General features: G+C 61.5%; 18 protein-coding genes. 8 read left to right on the top strand and 10 right to left on the bottom strand.

Annotated features, from left to right (window positions below):
* Positions 1-41: 41 nt before the first annotated feature.
* Positions 42-467, bottom strand: coding sequence for a MaoC family dehydratase (locus OKW27_RS38520; RefSeq protein ID WP_429336539.1), 426 nt, complete (start codon positions 465-467; stop codon positions 42-44).
* A gap of 257 nt (positions 468-724) precedes the next feature.
* On the opposite strand from OKW27_RS38520, the gene OKW27_RS38515 reads away from it, so the two are divergent.
* From OKW27_RS38515 to OKW27_RS38490, 6 genes are all read left to right on the top strand, one after another.
* A complete protein-coding gene (locus tag OKW27_RS38515) occupies positions 725-1,825 on the top strand; it encodes a TRAP transporter substrate-binding protein (protein WP_429336538.1) in 1,101 nt (366 codons plus the stop codon).
* A 12-nt stretch (positions 1,826-1,837) separates the two neighbouring features.
* Positions 1,838-2,371, top strand: a complete 534-nt coding sequence (locus OKW27_RS38510; RefSeq protein ID WP_429336537.1) for a TRAP transporter small permease — start codon at positions 1,838-1,840, stop codon at positions 2,369-2,371.
* An 11-nt stretch (positions 2,372-2,382) separates the two neighbouring features.
* Entirely contained in the window at positions 2,383-3,654 is a 1,272-nt protein-coding gene (locus OKW27_RS38505) for a TRAP transporter large permease (RefSeq protein ID WP_090804962.1), read from the top strand.
* A 20-nt stretch (positions 3,655-3,674) separates the two neighbouring features.
* Entirely contained in the window at positions 3,675-4,508 is an 834-nt protein-coding gene (locus OKW27_RS38500; RefSeq protein WP_090804960.1) for an enoyl-CoA hydratase-related protein, read from the top strand.
* 181 nt (positions 4,509-4,689) lie between these two features.
* Positions 4,690-5,925, top strand: coding sequence for a CaiB/BaiF CoA transferase family protein (locus OKW27_RS38495; RefSeq protein ID WP_429336536.1), 1,236 nt, complete (start codon positions 4,690-4,692; stop codon positions 5,923-5,925).
* Between the two features lie 45 nt (positions 5,926-5,970).
* Complete coding sequence (locus tag OKW27_RS38490) at positions 5,971-7,716, top strand: FAD-binding protein (protein ID WP_429336535.1); 1,746 nt, start codon at positions 5,971-5,973, stop codon at positions 7,714-7,716.
* A gap of 12 nt (positions 7,717-7,728) precedes the next feature.
* On the opposite strand, the gene OKW27_RS38485 is transcribed toward OKW27_RS38490, so the two are convergent.
* Positions 7,729-8,175, bottom strand: a complete 447-nt coding sequence (locus OKW27_RS38485; RefSeq protein WP_429336534.1) for a M24 family metallopeptidase — start codon at positions 8,173-8,175, stop codon at positions 7,729-7,731.
* A gap of 644 nt (positions 8,176-8,819) precedes the next feature.
* On the opposite strand from OKW27_RS38485, the gene OKW27_RS38480 reads away from it, so the two are divergent.
* A complete protein-coding gene (locus tag OKW27_RS38480) occupies positions 8,820-9,428 on the top strand; it encodes an NAD(P)H-dependent oxidoreductase (RefSeq protein ID WP_429336533.1) in 609 nt (202 codons plus the stop codon).
* A gap of 23 nt (positions 9,429-9,451) precedes the next feature.
* Positions 9,452-9,610, top strand: coding sequence for a hypothetical protein (locus OKW27_RS38475; RefSeq protein WP_429336532.1), 159 nt, complete (start codon positions 9,452-9,454; stop codon positions 9,608-9,610).
* Positions 9,611-9,763: 153 nt separating this feature from the next.
* On the opposite strand, the gene OKW27_RS38470 is transcribed toward OKW27_RS38475, so the two are convergent.
* The 8 genes from OKW27_RS38470 to OKW27_RS38435 form a co-directional block, all read right to left on the bottom strand.
* Positions 9,764-11,239, bottom strand: a complete 1,476-nt coding sequence (locus OKW27_RS38470) for a PAS domain-containing protein (protein WP_429336531.1) — start codon at positions 11,237-11,239, stop codon at positions 9,764-9,766.
* Entirely contained in the window at positions 11,236-11,688 is a 453-nt protein-coding gene (locus tag OKW27_RS38465; RefSeq protein ID WP_184037705.1) for a response regulator, read from the bottom strand. The genes OKW27_RS38470 and OKW27_RS38465 overlap by 4 nt, the downstream gene beginning before the upstream one ends.
* Before the next feature lie 3 nt (positions 11,689-11,691).
* Positions 11,692-13,254, bottom strand: a complete 1,563-nt coding sequence (locus tag OKW27_RS38460) for a sensor histidine kinase (RefSeq protein ID WP_429336530.1) — start codon at positions 13,252-13,254, stop codon at positions 11,692-11,694.
* A 331-nt stretch (positions 13,255-13,585) separates the two neighbouring features.
* Positions 13,586-14,167 (bottom strand): hemerythrin domain-containing protein, encoded by a 582-nt coding sequence (locus tag OKW27_RS38455; RefSeq protein ID WP_429336529.1) that lies wholly within the window; start codon positions 14,165-14,167, stop codon positions 13,586-13,588.
* A 104-nt stretch (positions 14,168-14,271) separates the two neighbouring features.
* Positions 14,272-14,481, bottom strand: coding sequence for a hypothetical protein (locus OKW27_RS38450; RefSeq protein ID WP_429336528.1), 210 nt, complete (start codon positions 14,479-14,481; stop codon positions 14,272-14,274).
* Between the two features lie 180 nt (positions 14,482-14,661).
* Entirely contained in the window at positions 14,662-15,252 is a 591-nt protein-coding gene (locus OKW27_RS38445; RefSeq protein ID WP_429336527.1) for a rhomboid family intramembrane serine protease, read from the bottom strand.
* Positions 15,249-15,836 carry a lysophospholipid acyltransferase family protein gene (locus OKW27_RS38440; protein ID WP_429336526.1) on the bottom strand — a complete coding sequence of 196 codons (588 nt, stop codon included), beginning with the start codon at positions 15,834-15,836 and terminating at the stop codon, positions 15,249-15,251. Before OKW27_RS38440 ends, OKW27_RS38445 begins: the two co-directional genes overlap by 4 nt.
* Entirely contained in the window at positions 15,805-18,126 is a 2,322-nt protein-coding gene (locus OKW27_RS38435; RefSeq protein WP_429336525.1) for an AMP-binding protein, read from the bottom strand. Before OKW27_RS38435 ends, OKW27_RS38440 begins: the two co-directional genes overlap by 32 nt.
* Between the last annotated feature and the right edge of the window lie 14 nt (positions 18,127-18,140).

Genomic DNA, 18,140 nt, shown 5'->3' with positions numbered 1-18,140 from the left:
TCTGTGAAAAAGCGGGAGATGGGTTGAAGCCGGGGGCTGCGTTACAGCACCTTCAGATAGGTATCGCCAGATGCGACCAGCGTGCCGTCCTGGCGCGTGACGTCTGCTCTGAACACGCAAATGTTGCGATCGTCGTCCTTCTCGCGCAGCGTAAGCCGGGCGGTGACCGTGTCGCCGATAAATACCGGCGCATTGAACGTGATGTCGTATCGGTAAGAAACCGCACCGGGGCTCGGCGCCTTTTGCGCCATATAGCCCATCACAGTCGATAAGAAGCCGACCGACAGACATCCTTGCGCAATGCGCTTCTCGAAGCGCGTGGTTTTGGCGAATTCCTCGTTCAAATGCACCGCATAGAAATCGCCGACGATCCCGGCGAAGCCGTAGATATCGAATTCAGTTACGGTCTTGGCGAAATCGGCAGTGTCGCCGACCGCGTAACAATCCATGTGCGGGGGTTTGGCCATGGTGGTTCTGGAAGTGAGAGTCGGTTGCGGAGCCGGCCTGTTCTTTGTTGATTGGGGCCGGCGGGTGTGACTCAAATTTAATGAGTGCGGGTTGCTGACCGTTAGGACGGTTTGGGCGAATGCTTGGACTTTTTTGACTGCATGCGCCGGATAAATCGCCAGGCAGTCTGGCAAACGCGTGCTATCGAAGACGCCGTAAAAAAGTACAAGAAATCGGGCGACCGGTCCTAACGCCCGTTGCGTGCACTCACGAATACTTGGAGCGCCTGCAGACGGATCGGCCTGACGCGGCGCGAAAATTACATTCCAGTACGGAAGGAGACGAAATGAAATCATTCTTCAGCACGCGCCGCGCATGGCGCACCATGATGGTGGGTACGCTGCTCGCAGCGGGCGTCGTTGTCGCCAGCGTTGCCCGTGCGGACGAGCCGATCGTCATGAAGCTGGGCCACACCCTCGCCCCGGACAACCACTATCAGCTGACTGCCCAGGTGTTCGCGAAGGAGGTCGCGCAGCGAACCCACGGCAAGGTCAAGATCGAGATCTTTCCGCAGTCACAGCTCGGCGGCGAAGTGCAGATGGCGCAAGCGCTGCGCACCGGTACCCAGGAGCTCATGATTTCCGCACAGGCGCCGATCGGAAACACGATCAAGCAGTGGCAGATCTTCGATACGCCTTATCTCTTCAGCAGCATCGACGACGCCAACCGGGTTCTGCAAGGACCGGTCGGCCGCAAGTTTCTCGACATGATGCCGGCGGTCAACATGATCGGCTTGACGTGGCTGTCGGTGGGCGAACGCAATTTGTTCACGGCTAAAAAGCCCGTCGGCTCGCTCGATGACATGAAGGATATGAAAGTTCGAGTGATGCAGAGTCGCGGCTATATCGCGGGCTATAAGGCACTGGGCGCAAATCCGACGCCGCTGCCTTATAACCAGTTATTTCTGGCGCTTTCGCAAGGCCTGGTCGACGGCGGCGATACGTCACCGGAGCAGTTCATCCAGGACAAATTTTCCGATGTCGCGAAGCATTACTACCTGACCCACGTGAACTACCTGCCCGTGGTGCTGGCAATCAGCAAGAGCGCCTGGACGCGTCTTTCGCCTGACGAGCAGCAGGCGTTTCATGCCGCTGCCGCCGTCGCCGCGGACTATGACATGAAAGAATACAAGCACGAGTACGACGACGCGCTCGCAACGATGAAGAAGAATGGCACCCAGGTGACCGAGATAAACACGGTGCCGTGGGCCGCCGCGACCGCAAGGGCGCGCGAGGGCCTGCTCAGCGACATTCCCGATGGCCAGGCGCTTTATCAGGAAATCAAGGCGGCCGACAAGTCCGCTGTCGCTTCGAAATGAAGGGAGAGTGCCATGGAAAAGCTTGCCCGTCATCTCCTGTTTATCGATGAGCTGGTCCTGAAGATCACGCTGTTCCTATGCGGTGGACTACTTCTCATGATGGTGTTCGTCGCTGGCCTCGGGGTGGTCTTCCGCTTCATCCTGCACAACTCGCTGTCGTGGTCCGACGAGCTCGCGGCTTATCTGTTCGTGTGGCTCACGTGCCTCGGTGCGGCGGCAGGAGCCAAGCTGCGGGTTCATCCGGAGGTGCGGGTACTGGCCGACCGTTGTCCGCCCGCCTTCGCGCAGACACTGGCGGACCTTACCGACTGCGTAGTCCTCGCGCTCGGCGTGGTCTTCCTTATGTACGGTGGCGACATGCTGGAGCTGATGGGCACCGAAACTGCGACCTCTCTGCCGATCTCAATGGTGTACCCATATCTCTCGATTCCCGTCTGCGGCGCGTTGCTGGTCTTTCATTCCGCGGTCCGAATCGCGGTTTCTCATCTCGCGCCCGGCGCGCAAACGAGGCAGTCTCTGTTGCAGGGCGTCTCCGAACATATCTGAGGTGAATCAACATGTGGGCACTCGCTCTAGGCGCCGGGTTCCTCGGCTTGGGTGTACCGGTGGCCATTTGCATCGGCATTGCGGCGACGATTGCATTGACGCTGAATGGAACCCCGCTGCTGGTGATTCCGCAGCAGCTGTTTTCGAACCTGAATAACGTCGGCCTGCTGGCCATCCCGTTCTTCATGTTGACAGGCGCAATCATGGATGCGGGCGGCGTCTCGCGCCGGATCATCGACTTTTCGCAGGCGCTTGTCGGCTTCATGCGCGGCGGCATCGGACAGGTGACGATCGTTGCGAGTATGTTCTTCGCCGACCTCTCCGGTTCGGCGACTGCGGATACCGCAGCGATCGGCTCGGTCATGATCCCCGGGATGGTCAAGCAGGGATATTCACGCGCGTTCGCAGTCGCGCTGCAGTCGGCAGCGGGCTCACTCGGATTGCTGTCGCCCGTGTCGATGAGCATGCTGGTGTACGCCTACACCGCCAACGTTTCGGTCGGAACGATGTTCGTCGCGGGGATAGTGCCGATGCTGCTGGTGGTCGTTTCCTTCATGCTCGTGAACTACCTGACTGCCGTGCGCCAGAACTATACGGCGGTCGAAGCGTTTTCCGCCAGGCGGCTGTGGACGACTTTCAGACAGGCGATCTGGGCATTGCTGACGCCCGTGATCATTCTGGGCGGCATCCTTGGCGGCGTCTTCACGCCGGTAGAAGCAGGCGTCGTCGCCGCGTTCTATGTGACGCTGGTGAGCGCCTTCATCTTCAAGTCGCTCAAGCTGTCGCAGTTCGGGGAAATACTCACGCGCACGGCCATCAATACCACGCGGGTATCGTTTCTTCTCGGGCTCGCGTTCGTGCTCGGCCGTTATCTGATTGAGGCGCAAATTCCGTTACACGTCGCCAACAGCTTCCTGGCCGTGACGACCAGCGCGTTCGTGTTGCTGATCCTGATCAATCTCTTCCTTCTGGTAGCCCATACCGTACTCGAAACGATCTCGAGTATTGCGGTGGTGATCCCTGTGTTCCTGCCGCTCGTCGTGCAAATGCATATCGACCCGGTGGTGTTCGGCGTCATCGTACTGGTCAACTCAGCCATCGGCATCAACCTGCCGCCGATCGGTTTTTGCCTCTTTACGGCTGCGTCCATAGGCGGCGTGTCCGTCGAAAAAGCGACTCGGGCGATTCTGCCGTTCATCTTCGCGCTGGCGGTCGACCTGCTGCTGATCATCGTCTTCCCGCATATCCCACGCTTCCTGCCGAACTTGCTGGCAATCAAATAACACGAGAACGGAGGCTCATCATGAACACGACTCACGTCGAGCGAAGCGGCGCGGCGCCGGTCCCGCTGGCCGCATTCGAGGACCTGAAGTACCTGAAGCTCGAACAACCACTTCGCTTCGTCTGGTTGATCACGTTGAATCATCACGACAAGCGCAATGCGCTGTGTGTGCCGCTGCTGGTGGAACTGGCGCGCGTGCTCGCGGCAGCCGAAGTCAGCGACGAAGTCAGGGCTGTCGTGCTCACCGGCGGCGAGGGTTTCTTCAGCGCCGGTGCGGATATTGCCGACATGGCGGCACGCGGGGTCGCAGCGTATGCGGACCCGGTGCGCCTCGCGAGCTGGAAGGCGATTGAAACCTTTCCGAAGCCGCTGATCGCCGCGGTCAACGGCTTCGCCATCGGTGGTGGCCACGAGCTGGTGATGCTGGCCGATATCGTCGTCGCGGCGGACGACGCGACCTTCTCGCAGCGAGAGATCGTCATCGGCGCCCTTCCGGGCGATGGCGCCACCCAGCGCCTGCCGCGGGTGCTCGGCAAGACACTGGCGATGAAACTCGTGCTTACCGGCGAGCCGCTGACGGCAGCCGAGGCCGAGCGCCACGGACTTGTGACCGAGGTCGTCGCGCCGGCACGCAGCATCGCACGCGCCGTCGAGATCGCGTCGCTGATCGCCGCCCGCGCGCCGCTCGCGGTTCGACTGGCCAAGCGCGCCGTGCTCGATTCGTTCGAGACCAACCTTCAACAAGGCCTGCAGTGCGAGCATCAGGCGAATCTCGACGTGTTCAAGACCGAGGATCGCGCCGAAGGCCACCGCGCATTCGTCGAAAAGCGGCCGCCGCGCTTCAAGGGTCGCTGACCATTGGTGCCTCGCGCATGCGCCTCTCGACGCGATCGGCAACGCTTTCCTTTAGTTCTGACCGGCATCGATGCAGATATCCGCGCCGCGGTCTTCCGAATGTTCAGGGCGAACGCGGAGTTCAGTAGAACCCTGTTCCACCTCACCCCGACAGCCGGACTCACGACGTAACGGAGATTATATGAACGGGCTGAATGGTATCCGCATTCTCAGCTTCAATCATTTTCTGATGGGGCCTTTGGGCGTGCAGCACCTCGCCGATTGCGGGGCCAACGTCATATCGGTCGAACCCGTCGACGGCGCATTTCAGCGCAAGTGGGGCGGCGCGAACCGCGCCATCGATGGGCAGACGATGCTGCTTTTGATGGGTAATCGCAATAAGCGCAGTCTGGCTTTGAATCTCAAGGACCCGCGGGCGATCGATATCGTCATGAGCTTGCTGCCTCAAGTCGACGTGGTGGCCGAGAATTACCGCCCCGGTGTGATGGAACAGCTGGGATTGGGTTACGAGGCACTAAAGACAGTCAAGCCGGACATCATCTATGCGTCCGGCTCGGGATTCGGTCCGGATGGACCCTATGCCAGCCGGCCGGGGCAGGACCTGATCATTCAGGCCATGTCGGGTATCGCGACAATCACCGGAAGCCGGGAGGACGGTCCACGCGCGGTGGGCGTGTCTGTCGTGGATCATCACGGCGCTGCGCTGTATGCGAACGGTATCCTGACGGCACTGCTCAACCGCGAGCGTACGGGCGAGGGCTGCCGGGTCGACGTAAGCTTGCTGGCGGCTGCGCTCGATTTGCAACAGGAGTCTCTCACGTGTTTCCTGAACGGCGACGGCCATGACGACGTGCGACAGGCGGGGCGTGTATCAGGTTGGTACTTCCCCGCACCGTACGGCATATATGCAACTGCGGACGGTTTCATCGCACTGTCGCTGAGTCCTCTCGACATCATCTATCAGATCCTCGAGATCCCGGAAAAGAAACGGATTCCCGCGAAGCGCGCATTCGACGAGCAGCAGGAAATCTCCGACCGGCTTGCGCGCCGGCTTGCGCAGGACACGACGGCACACTGGTTGCCACTATTCGAACGGCATCATGTCTGGCACACGCGCGTCAACGACTATGCGCAGGTGGTCGCCGATCCGCAGGTGCGCCACTTGAAGAGCTTCGAGACAGTCGAGGGTGCAACCGGCACCCCAGTGACGCTCGTCAATCACCCGGTGCGCTACGACGGCAGCGCGCCAGCTATCCGTATGCCGCCGCCACGGTTGGGCGCGCACACGATCGACATCTTGTCAGGGGTGGGAATGAACCGGCCGATGATCGACTCGCTGCTGGCGGACGGCGTAATCGGCGTTGCCGAGGACGCCGAGGCCGTTGCGGCGGCCGCGGCAAAAGGCGGAGTCGCGTGAAGCGGGGTTGAAGCCAGCCATGCGGCGAGCGTGCCGTACGCGTCGATGAAAACAGGGGAAGCAGGCATGAGTGACAGGTGCAGGGAAGTCAGTACGGATGTGCTGGTCGTTGGCAGCGGCGGCGCTGCGCTGCGGGCCGCGCTCGAGGCGGATTCCAGCGGCGCTGACGTGCTGGTCGTGATCAAAGGGGAATTTCGCAAAAGCGGCGCGACGTTTCATAGCGTAGCTGAAGTAGGCGCCTTCAATGTGCCGGACGGAGCAGGGGATCACAGCGATAATCCTGATGTTTTTCTCGCCGATATCCTGCACGCCGCTCAAGGCATGGCGGACCCGCGCTTGAGCGCGATTCTCGCGAACGAAGCGCATGAGTCTCTGCGCTACCTCGAACGATACGGCGTAAAGTTTGAGCGCGAGGACGACCACTACCTGGTTTTTCGCGCATGCTTTTCTTCCAAACCGCGCTCGCATGTGATTCATGAGCACTTCAAACCAATCGTGAAATCGCTGGGGACCGAAGCGTCCCGGCGCGGCATCAAGGTCATGGACCGGTTGATGATCGTCGACCTGCTGTCGCAGGACGGCGAATGTCTCGGCGCATACGCGATCGATTCGGATGGAAACCCGATGCTGATCCGTGCCAAGTCGACGATTCTTACCACTGGGGGTGCAAGTCAGCTGTTCGCCCAAAACCTGTATCCGTCGGACATTACCGGCGACGGCTATGCAATGGCTTATCGCGCGGGCGCGCGACTGGTCAACATGGAGTTCATGCAGGCCGGTGTGAGCGTGCTGACGCCTTTCGTCAACCTGTTCGGCAACTACCTGTGGGACGCGCACCCGAATCTCACCGACCGCGATGGCAGGGCGTTCGTCCCTGACTATCTGCCGACGGGGCTGGCTCAGGAAGACGTCATTCGGCAAAAAGAGCGGCACTTTCCGTTCAGCTCGAGCGACATCTCACGCTACGTCGAAATTTCGATTCAGAAGGCACTCAACGATGGCCGCGGCACGGCTGAAGGAGGCGTGTTTCTCGACTTCGCCGGATGCGATCTCGAATCGATACTGGCCGACAAGAGCCGCAGCATTGCAAGGATGTGGCCGCTAACCTGCCAATGGTATAAGGAGCACGGCGTCGACCTTTATCGGGACCGAGTGCAGATCACCTGTTCCGCGCATGCGATCAACGGCGGTTTATATATAGACGAAAACGCACAGTCCAATCTGAAGGGTCTGTTCGCTGCGGGTGAGGTGGCAGCGGGTCCACATGGCGCAGACCGTCTCGGCGGCAATATGGCCCTGACGTGCCAGGTCTTCGGCCGCCGGGCGGGCCTCGCCGCGGCCGAACGCGCGAAAATGATGACGCACCGCGCGATGACCGGGGCCTTGGACGACAACCGCACGGTCGCCACGCAATTCCGCCGAAATGGCAGGCACACGCTGGACGAACTGAAAGCACGGATTCAGCAGTGTGCAAACCGGTATTTGCTGATCGTGCGCGAGGAAGCCGGGCTTCGGACGTTCAGGCGTGTCTGCAGGGAGACGCGAAACCAGTTGTTTCACGACACGGTGATCGGCACGCCGGCTGAGCTCATGCGGGGCATCGAATTGGCGAACTTGATCCAGGTCGGTGAATTGATGGCTTCGGCGTCGCTTGTCAGGCGCGAGAGCCGGGGTGGTCATTACCGCGAAGACTTTCCCGAGCGCAACGCGGACTTCGCCTGCAACATATTCCTCGAGCGCAACGTGCCTGAAGGTCTGTGGTTAGGGCGGCTGGCGGATCTGTCGTCGTGAGTCGGTAGCGAGCTAATCACCTTGCGCGGTTCGATCAGGGGGTCTGAACTGGTCGAGCGTTTCGACGCCGCCCGAGGTCAACCGCACGATACGTTCCGTGCGCAAACCGCCGACGTTCGGCACCGTGATGGTCGCCTTCATGGTAAAGACCATGTTTTCCTGCAGCACGGTCCTGTTGCCCGGCCCGATCCACGGCGCTTCTTCTTCCGGGTCCATGCCGGTGCCGTGACCGGTGCCAGGGCCGCGCGCTTCGCTCGGATTCGCCGGACCGTAGGTGAAACCGCGTCCGTCATCGGCCACGTACCCACGATAACGCGCACCGATGTCGGTCATGATCCGGCGACGGGGTTGCTGAGCCTGGTGTGCGCGTTTTTCCTCGCCGAGACTTTCAAGCGGGATCTGTCCGCGGAGCCGGAAGATGAAGCGGCCACCGCGCTGGGTGCGCATGCGTGCTCGCATTCGCCGCGTCCTTTGTCGCGCTGAGCGCTGGTGTTCTCCATCGCATTGCTCCGTCGTTACGATGGCTACACCTTCGCACCGCGTACGTGCGTTCAAGACCGGATGCGCTGAGGATGGTGACCGCCAGTACCTGTCGCGTGGACTCTTTCCAGCTGACTCTGATCGTGGTTCTTGGCAGCACACTCGGCGGAAAAGCTCTCCAGAACGCCACGAAGTCAGTAGATGTTTTTGATGTTCATCAACGTTGTCGCGGCCTGACGCGGGTTTCAGCCGATGCCGCGGTTCTATGTTTAGTTCGATTGACATCAACCGGCTCGACGTACCCAACAGCGACGCCGTGGCCCACGTTGCCGAGCCCATTTATGCGGCTCTCGCGCGCGGCGTGCAGCGGGAGCTCGCGGGCGATCCCTATCACGGTCGCGGACGACGTGGCGACGCTGGGCAGCACGATGTGGTTGCTGCGCGACCGGCGTGCGGCGCGTGGTCGGCAGGCTGGTTGTCGAATGAGCCGGGGCGCTGGGCACGTTCAGGGCAATCCCCACATTGTTGACGTGTGTCAATCGGGTGGCTGCCGGGACGCGCACGATGATCCCGTCCGTGCGCAATAGCGCCCGCGCGGCGCGTTTTTGAAAGGAGCCCCTGCCATGCAGAAACACCTGATCGTGGTCACGCATCCGGTGGAAGACAGCTTCACCATGAGCGTGACGCGCGCCTACCTTGGGGAACTGATCCGCATAGGCCATGACGTGCGCGTTCACGACCTGTACCGGATGGGGTTCGATCCCGTGCTTTCCGCGCAGGAATTGACCGGGGGAAGCGACGCGCACCTTCGCATGGCCGACGTCTTGATCGCGCAGAAAGACGTGCTCGCGGCGGATGTCATGACTGTCGTCTATCCCCTCTGGTGGATGGCGATGCCTGCGATGATGAAAGGCTACATCGACCGCGTGTTCAGCCGAGGTTTCGCGTATGAGACGCAACCGGGCGGCGTGCACGGCCTGCTGTCCGGACGCCGCGCCGTCGTGGTGACCGTCTCCGCCGCACCGTTGGCCTCTTTTGTGGCGGACGGCCGATGGCAAGCGCTGCAGCTGCTGCAGGATACACACGTTTTCCGCGCATCCGGTTTCGACCTGATCGGGCACCTGCATTTCGACGAAGTCGGTCCGGCCATGCCTCCTGCCATGGCCGCCACTCATTTCGCGCAGGTGCGTGAATTCGTTCGCGGGCATTTCGCTTCGGTGCCGGCGGCGTGAATTACAAATGAAACGAACCCGCGGTGGGGCGCTTCAAGTGTTCACCAGCGCGCCAGATCGACGACGGCACGGCCGCGTTGACCTGCAAGGTTGCCTCGCACGGCGAGCGGCGGCTCGTCTACGGAGCGGCCAAAGCGGCGCCGGGCGTGCGCACGCTCGTCAGTCTGCCGAACGTCGAATGAAACGCCCCACGGGCGCGCTGGGCGCCCGTGCAGCGCAACGCTCACTGGCCACGCGTGGCCGTGATGCAGGGAGCACTGCCATGTATCGCTTCTTTCGCAGATTCGAACGGCTGGCGTTCGGTATCGTGGCGGCGTCGGCCATCGTATGCGAGCTTACCTTTGTCCTTTGCCCTCGACCATCGCAAGCGGCAATGAGAGGGATAACGCAAAGCCCTGCTCAGGGGCAGTCCGAATCCGTAATTCGCCGCCGAGCGCTACGGCACGCTCGCGCATGCCCAGCAAGCCGAACGAATTCCTTGCAGGTCGCCTATCGCTCAAGCACCCTCGACCATTGTCTATGATGCTGACGATACAGTTCGGCCCGTCTCGCACGATTTTGAGCGTCACTTCGGTCGCGCCTGAATGGCGTGCGACGTTGGTCATCGCTTCCTGGACGACTCGGAACACCGCAGACGCGCTCTCGCCATTGAAATCGATGTCGTCCGCGCCGATGTGACGGATGACGCGTACACCATGCCGCGCCGAGAACTGGTCGCTGAACCATTCGATGGCCGGGATCAGGCCGAGATCGTCCAGCATCGCGGGACGCAGGTCCGCAGCAATTCGCCTCACGGACCCAACGAGCTGATCGATCAACGCGTATATGGTGCGCAGATCCGCATCGGCCAACGCCGTCATGGCGGCCTCGGCGCGGTTTTCGATTCTGGCGACCTCAATTTTCAATGCAGCCAGTTGCTGGCCGAGATCGTCGTGCAGCTCGCGCGCGATACGGGTTTTTTCCTCCTCGCGAACGTGCTGGATATTCGCCGAGAGGTGCTGCAATTCTTCGCGCGACTCTCGCAGCGCTTCATCCGAGCGTTTCCGATCCGTCACGTCCATGATCCAGCCAACCATCCGATAGGGCTCACCGGCGCCGTTCCACAACGCCTGGCCGCGAGAGTGTATCCACTGGAACTCGCCAGATCGGGTGCGTAATCGATATTCCACGTCGTAGGCACGCTTGCGTTCGAGATGCGCCGCGAGGCTGGTTTTGACCCGATCGATGTCGTCTGGGTGAATCGACTCAAGTAAAAGCTGCGTTCGATTCGGCAGTTCATCGCCGGCATACCTTAGGATTTCCTTGAAGTGAGGCGAAAGATATATTGCATCGGTTTGCAGATTCCAGTCCCACAAGCCTGCAGTTGCGCCACTTATCGCAAGCTGAAACCGCTCCTCGCTTTCTTTGAGCGCCATGGCTGCGCGATGACGTTCAATCGCGTATCGGATGACCCGGCTCAACTCCGACGGGCGCATCTCCCGCTTGGAGAGGTAGTCCTGAGCGCCGTCCTGGATCGCCAGCAGGCCGACCGACAGGTCATCAAGGCCGGTGAGAACCAACACTGGCAACTCGGGCGCCTGCCGGTGGAAGGTTCTAAATGTGTCAAGGCCCTGTGCGTCCGGCAACCCCAGGTCGAGCAGCACCACGTCGAAATGGCTAGTCTGGGTGCGCGCAAGCGCGTCCGACAAGCACTCTGTGTGTGCCAGCCGGTGCTGAAAATCCAGCACATCCGTGAGCGTCTCGCTGATCAGCAGAGCGTCGGTTGGGCTGTCCTCGACCAGGAGGATCTCGATTTCGGCAAGCGCATTCATGACTTGACGGGAGGTAGGGTGACGACGCTAAACCAGAAGTCCTTGATGCTGCGCACGACATCGGCAAACTTGGCGAAATCAACGGGCTTGGTGATGTAGCAGTTGGCATGGAGGCCATAGGTTCTGGCCACATCCTCCTCCGACTTGGACGTGGTCAGCACGACCACTGGGATGGTCATGAGTTCTGGGTCTGCCTTCAGCTCCTTGAGCACTTCCCGCCCGCTCTTTTTGGGGAGATTGAGATCGAGGATGATCAGACCGGGGCGAGGCGCAGCGCTATGCTTGCCCTCGCGCCGCACATATTCCATCGCTGCCACGCCATCTTCCGCGACGTGCAGGGGATTCAGCACTTTGTAGTATTCGAGGGCCTCACGCGTCATCATGACGTCCGTGGGACTGTCCTCGACGAGGAGGATGTGAACCAGATCGTCCGTTGCGTCGGAAAGCATTGGCTACTCCTGCGGAGTGGACTGAGCTTGAACTCTACCGTCCGTCTTGGCATTCAGTGTGAAAAAGAACGTCGTTCCGCTGCCGGGAGCAGACTCGACCCAGATGCGGCCACCATGCTGCACGACGATTCGCTTGCACAGCGCAAGTCCTATCCCGGTGCCCGGATATTCGACGCGCGAATGCAGGCGCTGAAAGATCAGAAAAATGCGCTCGAAGTATTGGGGATCGATTCCAATCCCGTTATCTTTCACCGAGATCAGCCAATCGTCGCCTTGACGCACGGCATCGATATTGATTTGCGCAGGGCGGTCGCTACGCCGGAACTTGAGAGCATTTCCCACCAGATTCTGAAAGAGCAACGTGAGCTGCGTGGGATTTGCGATCACGGTGGGCAGGTCTGCGCGACTAATCATCGCGCCAGACTCCTGGAGGCCGACGCTCAGGCTTTTCAGGGCCCGATCGAGTGCCTTCCCGCATTCGGTCAGTTGGCGCGCGGCTTCGGATCGGCCTACACGGGAATAGGCGAGCAGGTCGTCGATGAGCGTCTGCATTCGGATTGCGCCGTCCACCGCGTGCGCAATGAACTCATCAGCACGCGCATCCAGTTGCCCCTGATATCGGCGTTGCAGCAGTTGCAGAGGGCCTGCGACGGCGCGCAACGGTTCCTGCAAGTCATGGGAAGCCACATACGCAAACTGCTCCAGGTCCTGATTGGAACGGGCCAGTTCCTCGGTCCTTCTCACGAGCTCCTGCTCCGCGCGCTTGCGCTCCGTAATGTCGACGATCGCGGCGAGCACAAACACTTCCTCCGAGGTTCGGACCGGGTTGAGTCCGATTTCAACCGGGAATTCCGAACCGTCCTTGCGCAGCCCGTAGAGATCGCGGCCGGTGCCCATCGAACGAGGTTTCAGGTCGTCGAAGTACGCGGCCCGATAGCCATGATGGCCAGCACGGAAGCGCGCAGGTACGAGTGTTTCGATGGTCTTTCCAAAGAGCTCCTCGCGCGCATAGCCAAACAGCTTTTCGGTCTGCGCGTTCACGAGAACAATCCGGCCCTCGCGCTCCACCATCACCATCGCATTGGGTGCCGCTTCCACCACCTGCCGGAAACGTTCCTCCAGCCGTCTGCGCTCGGTAATGTCGACAACGGCCGCCAGCACGAATACGCCCTCATTGGTCGTGACCGGATTGAGTCCAATCTCGACCGGGAATTCGGAGCCATCCTTGCGCAGAGCGAAGAGGTCGCGGCCGATGCCCATCGGGCGACTCTTCAGGTCGTCGTAGAACGTACGACGGTATCCCGAATGGGCGGAACGGAAGCGCTCCGGTACGAGTTTATCGACGCTATACCCGAGTAGTTCGTCGCGCGAATAGCCGAAGAGTTTTTCCGTCTGTGCATTCACCAGGACGATGCGGCCGTCGCGGTCGGCCATCACCATGGCGTTGGGCGCAGCCTCCACGACCTGCCGGAAGAGTTCATGGGTCAGGCCGCTCAGTTGCTTGTACGGTTCCAATTCGATCTCCGGATTCGTTTTCGAATTGACTGTCGGAATACAGTCGGCCATTGACCGCTCAGCAAAGGCGCCTGCCTGTCAGCCGAATCATTTACCGCGCAGGATTGCTCCGCCGAACTTGGTTTCTGCTTCCACGCAGCGTTCGGCCCGCGCATTCCATTTTATAACCGCGACGCCCGCTCGGGTCTACGGGGGGACGACAGCGGCAACGTACCAGGTCGTCCTCAGGGGGCGATTAGTCCAAGTGAGCGCCAAGAGATCTGTCCAAAGTTCCATCTACCCCGGTCAGCCAAAGCCGCGGGATGGATGACCCAAACTGGCCGCTGTGAGAGGCATCTCTCATACGCACCACAACTCGCCAACTCTGCGAGACGCCAGAGTTTCAGTGGCTGACTTCCCGAATGATGTTCACGATCATGTGGAACAGCTTGTCGAGATCCTCTTCCAGTTCGACACCCTTGAAGGGATCGCGATTCGAGCCGAACGCCGCATCGATTTCCGCCCAGTCGTCTGCGGTTAGGACGTGCAGGGCGACGGGTAAGACTACCTCTTCTTCGATCCGACGGTGATTTGCGCAAAGGCTTGCGTATTGTTCGACCTGGCTGCGAAGGTCAGCGAGCGCGGAGTTCCCCGCCAATTCATAACGGGTTAATGCGTGCTCGAGATTCCGAACCCTCGTCTCGCCTTCGGCATGTTGACGAGTCAGTTCGTCCAAAACGTCATTGAGTTCATTGGTCCGCTCTCGTATCCGCATGAACAGGTGCTGTTCCTCTTTCGGATGATGAACACGTTCTGGATACTCCCGGACGTAGTAAAGCATTGAGCGAAAGACCACGAAAGCAGGTGCAGCGCCATCTTGCTCGCGAAGCCGAACAAACTGGAGCATCCCGCCGATCACCGTCGTCAGTTGCTGATGCTCCTTGAGGATGATACTGGGTCCATCCCTGCGTCCCCAGGCGTTCATGAGACATCTCCGTCAAAATTGTATTCAGCGTAACAGCCCAGCACTGCAGCACTGCAGAACTGCAGAACTGCGTATGCCGCAACTTAGCTAGCTAGCGCCGCTGGTTACAGACTGAACCCGCCAGGACCGAGCGCATTGATCGCGATCAAATCAGCATGACCGCGCCTGCCGGCAAGGCATGCCTGCAAAACGGGAACGCCGATGAGATGAGCCATCTTTTCCCGGTAGCGCGGATGCATGCATACGAGCGTCGTCAACACCACGAACGCACCGGGCAACGCAAGGAAACCGAAAAATACGAGTCGCTTTAGCATGGCGGATTCCGGGCGTAGGGTGAGTGGGGATGCAGCCAGCTTAGGCGTCGCGTGTCGGCGGGGCTTGATATGTGTCAATCGTCGCGGGTCGAATGGGGTAATGGGGCACAAAACTGACGCGCCCACATCGGTGCGGTCTGCCGTCGTATGCGCGGGATCGGTGGCACAGCATCGCGGCCCTCAGTCGGTCCTCCGTTCGCGTGGCGTATGCATCCAGTGCAGTAACAGCGTCGCCGCCCCGAGCATGCCGCCAACATGCGCAAAGTGGGCGACGCCGCTTTGTGCGCCGGAAATGCCAAGAACGAGTTCCAGCACGCCATAGCCGGTAGCGAATAGCCACGCGGGCATCGGCACGGGCGGGAAGAGCAGGATCACACGGCGGTGCGGGAACAGCAGTGCGTAGGCGATCAGCAGGCCGAACACGCCGGCCGAGGCGCCGATGGCCGGTACACGCACCGTCGCATCAGCGAGGCCTGCCAGCAACTGCAGCAGCGCCCCGCTCATCACGCTGGTGCCATACAGCAATGCCAGGTGCGTGCGACCTATCGCGGCCTCCACGTCGCGGCCAAACATGTACAGTCCGAACATGTTGACGGCGAGGTGCATGAAGTTGCCATGCAGGAAACTGTAGGTCAGCAACTGCCACACGTGAAATGCCGGCGTACTACTACTGCCCGCTGGCCAGAGCGCGAAGAGTCCGATCAGCCGCTCGGGAGCGAGTTGCTCAACCAGAAATGCGGCGGCGTTCAGGGCGATTAATAGACCGATCACGATACGGTGCTCGCGAAGTCGTGTTCGTTGTCATGCTCTTGCGCCGTCTTATCGGTAGGGTGTGCGATCAGAGAAGGTTCGCCGCAACGCACGAGGATTGCGTTCCGGGCGGCTTCACGGAGTCGGGTCATTGCGCCGAGGTCCGAGCCGTCGGGAACGATGGGCGGCAAGATGGCGACCTTGATGGACCCCGATCGCGGCAACCATACGCCGTCCGGCAACACCGCGCGCACTCCGGCCAGCGCCACCGGCACGACGGCGCGGCCGGCGGCGCAAGCCGCCCGGAACGCGCCCAGGTGAAATGGCCTTAAGCCCGCGCCGCGACCGAACGTGCCCTCCGGAAAGAAGAGCAAAGGCGAGTCGCCGTCCGCCTGCTGTACGAGCCGCCGCTCGTCGTCGACACTGCCCCGGTATTCCCGTCGCTCCACAAACGAGGTGCCGATCGCGCGCAGAAAACGGCCGCCCAACCAGTGGCGGTCCAGGCCCCGCTTGGCGACGAACCGGACAGGCTGCGGCAATACGGCAAGCAGGATCAAGCCGTCCAGATAGCTGCTATGGTTCGCCACCATGACGAGCTCGCGCATCGCCGCTGACCGCGCATCGATCTCCAGGTCGACGCGCAACCCGGTCAGCCGCAAAAACAGACGGCCGACGGCGGCTGCCCGACGCCAGTTGCGCGGCGTGTCGACCGACAGGAAGACCGTGCCTATGAGTGGCGAGAGCATGCCAAGAACCGTCCAGCAGTAGAGCCCGTATGCCGCGGTGCGCGGCCTGCCGCACGATCCGTCGCAGGAACGGCAAGAGGGCGCCCACGAGGACGTTGGCGAATTGGCGCCATACAGGACTCGCCGGTGACGGCCTGCCGCCGCGTTCGAACTGGTCGAGGGTGGCGGCGTGTCTGATCTTGCCGCTCGGTGTCTTGAGAATGGTGTCCGGTGTGCCGAGGCACACGTGCTCGGCAGGCGTGCCCAGCACTTCGACTGCCGTGGCGCGGACGCGCGCAAGCAGTTGCTCGCGCGCGGCGGCTTGCGTCAATGCCGTTTCCGCGAGGATCACGACGCGCTCGGTGCCGCTCGCGCGATCCGTGCTGCCGCATACGGCCACGCCGCCGGCAGGGATACCCGGCAGCCTGCCGATCGCCTCCTCGAGTTCGTACGGGAAGATGTGGTGACCGCCGCGAATGATCAGATCTTTGGCTCGACCCGTGATGAAGAGTTCGCCGTCGGCGAGATAGCCGAGATCGCCGGTGTCGAGCCAGCCGTCGTGGATCAGCCGCGCGGTCTGTGCGGGGTTATGAAAATAGCCCATCGTCGCCGACGGGCCACGAAATTCAATGCGACCCACCTGGCGTTGCGGCTGTTCTGTGCCGTCCTCGTCGACTATTCGGGTCTCGACGCTGTCCAGCGCTTCGCCGCAGCCCACTACTTCAATCGCGTCTGCGTCAGAGGGGGCCGGCAATGCCTGTCCTGTGGCGCCGAGCACGTCGCGTTGCACGCGGTCCACATGCAGCCCGCGGCCGGGACGCGGAAAGCTCAAGCCCAACGTGTTTTCCGCGAGCCCGTAGACGGGCGTCACCGCGCGCGCGTCGAAGCCATAGTGGCCGAAACGCGCCGCGAACGCGCGGACAGTAGCGGCGCTGACCGGCTCGGCGCCGCAGAAGGCAAAGCGCAACGACGACAGATCGAGACCCGCCAGGATGGCTTCGTCAAGATGTTGGGCGCAATGCGCATAAGCGAAATTCGGCGCGGCGGTGAGCGTGCCGCGATAGCGCTGGATCAGTCGCAACCACCGCTCCGGGCGCGCCAGAAAAACGGTGGGCGGCATCACGACCAGCGGCATGCCGAAATACATGGGCCCGAACCACGCGCCGATCAGCCCCATATCGTGGTAAAGCGGGAGCCAGCTGACCAGCACGTCGGCGGACGTCACCTGCATGCGCGCGCCCATCGCGCGGATATTGGCAAGCAGGTTGGCATGCGTGAGCATTACGCCTTTCGGGTCGCCGGTGCTGCCTGACGTGTATTGCAGGAGCGCAATGTCACTGGCCGCCAGTGGCACGGACGTTTCATTGCGGTCGACACCGATTTGCGCCGCCGTCAGGACCTGTTGCAAAGCGGGCACATGCAGCTTCAGAAGACGGCCCACGCCAGCCACTTCAGGCGAGGCGATCAGCGCTTTGGCGCCGGCATTCGACAGCACGGCTGCGTGGCGCCGGACGTGCTCTTCGATCTGCGAGACGCGAGCGGGCGGGTAGATCGGAACGGGAACGGCGCCGCTCATCAATATCGCGACAAACGAGACGAAGTAATCCCAACCGCTCGCCAGCATCAGTGCAACCGTATCGCCGGGGCCGATTCCGTGGCGGCGCAGACCCGACGCAGCCGCGGCGGCGCGGCGATGCAGATCGCCGTAGGACAGCTCGGCAGGCGTCATGCCATCTTCGAGAAAAACGATGTGCGTGCGCTGCGGATGCCGGTCGACGTGCCACTGCAATACCTCGATCAGCGTCGTCGCCTCATGCGGTTCTTCGGTCAAAACCGACGCCGGCGCCTGCGCGCGCTGCGCAATCGACGGCTGTTCGCCGCCGGAAGCCGCCGGCTCCTCTGAGCGTTTGATGGCCTGTACGAGGTCGGCGGGCGTTAGTGCGGTGGAAAAGGCATCGAGCGGCACGCGGACATGAAGCGTCTGCTCAATCCGGTTAAACAGTTCAGCGCGCGCAAGACTGTCGAAACCAAGATCACGCTCGAACTGCGAGTCGAGATCGACGGATCCTGGGGGGGCCGCGTCGGCGTGCGTTTCCGCGTAGAGCGTTGTGACCACGCCGAGAACTCCTTCGGCCAGGTGCGTGCTGTCGAATAGTTGATCGGTTCCCATCGCGGCTCCCCCGT

Origin of the sequence: Paraburkholderia sp. 35.1, from assembly GCF_050436525.1 — a bacterium.
Classification (GTDB): domain Bacteria; phylum Pseudomonadota; class Gammaproteobacteria; order Burkholderiales; family Burkholderiaceae; genus Paraburkholderia; species Paraburkholderia tuberum.
The sequence above is the reverse complement of the archived record's forward strand: the minus strand, read 5'-3'. Positions and strand labels throughout refer to the sequence as shown.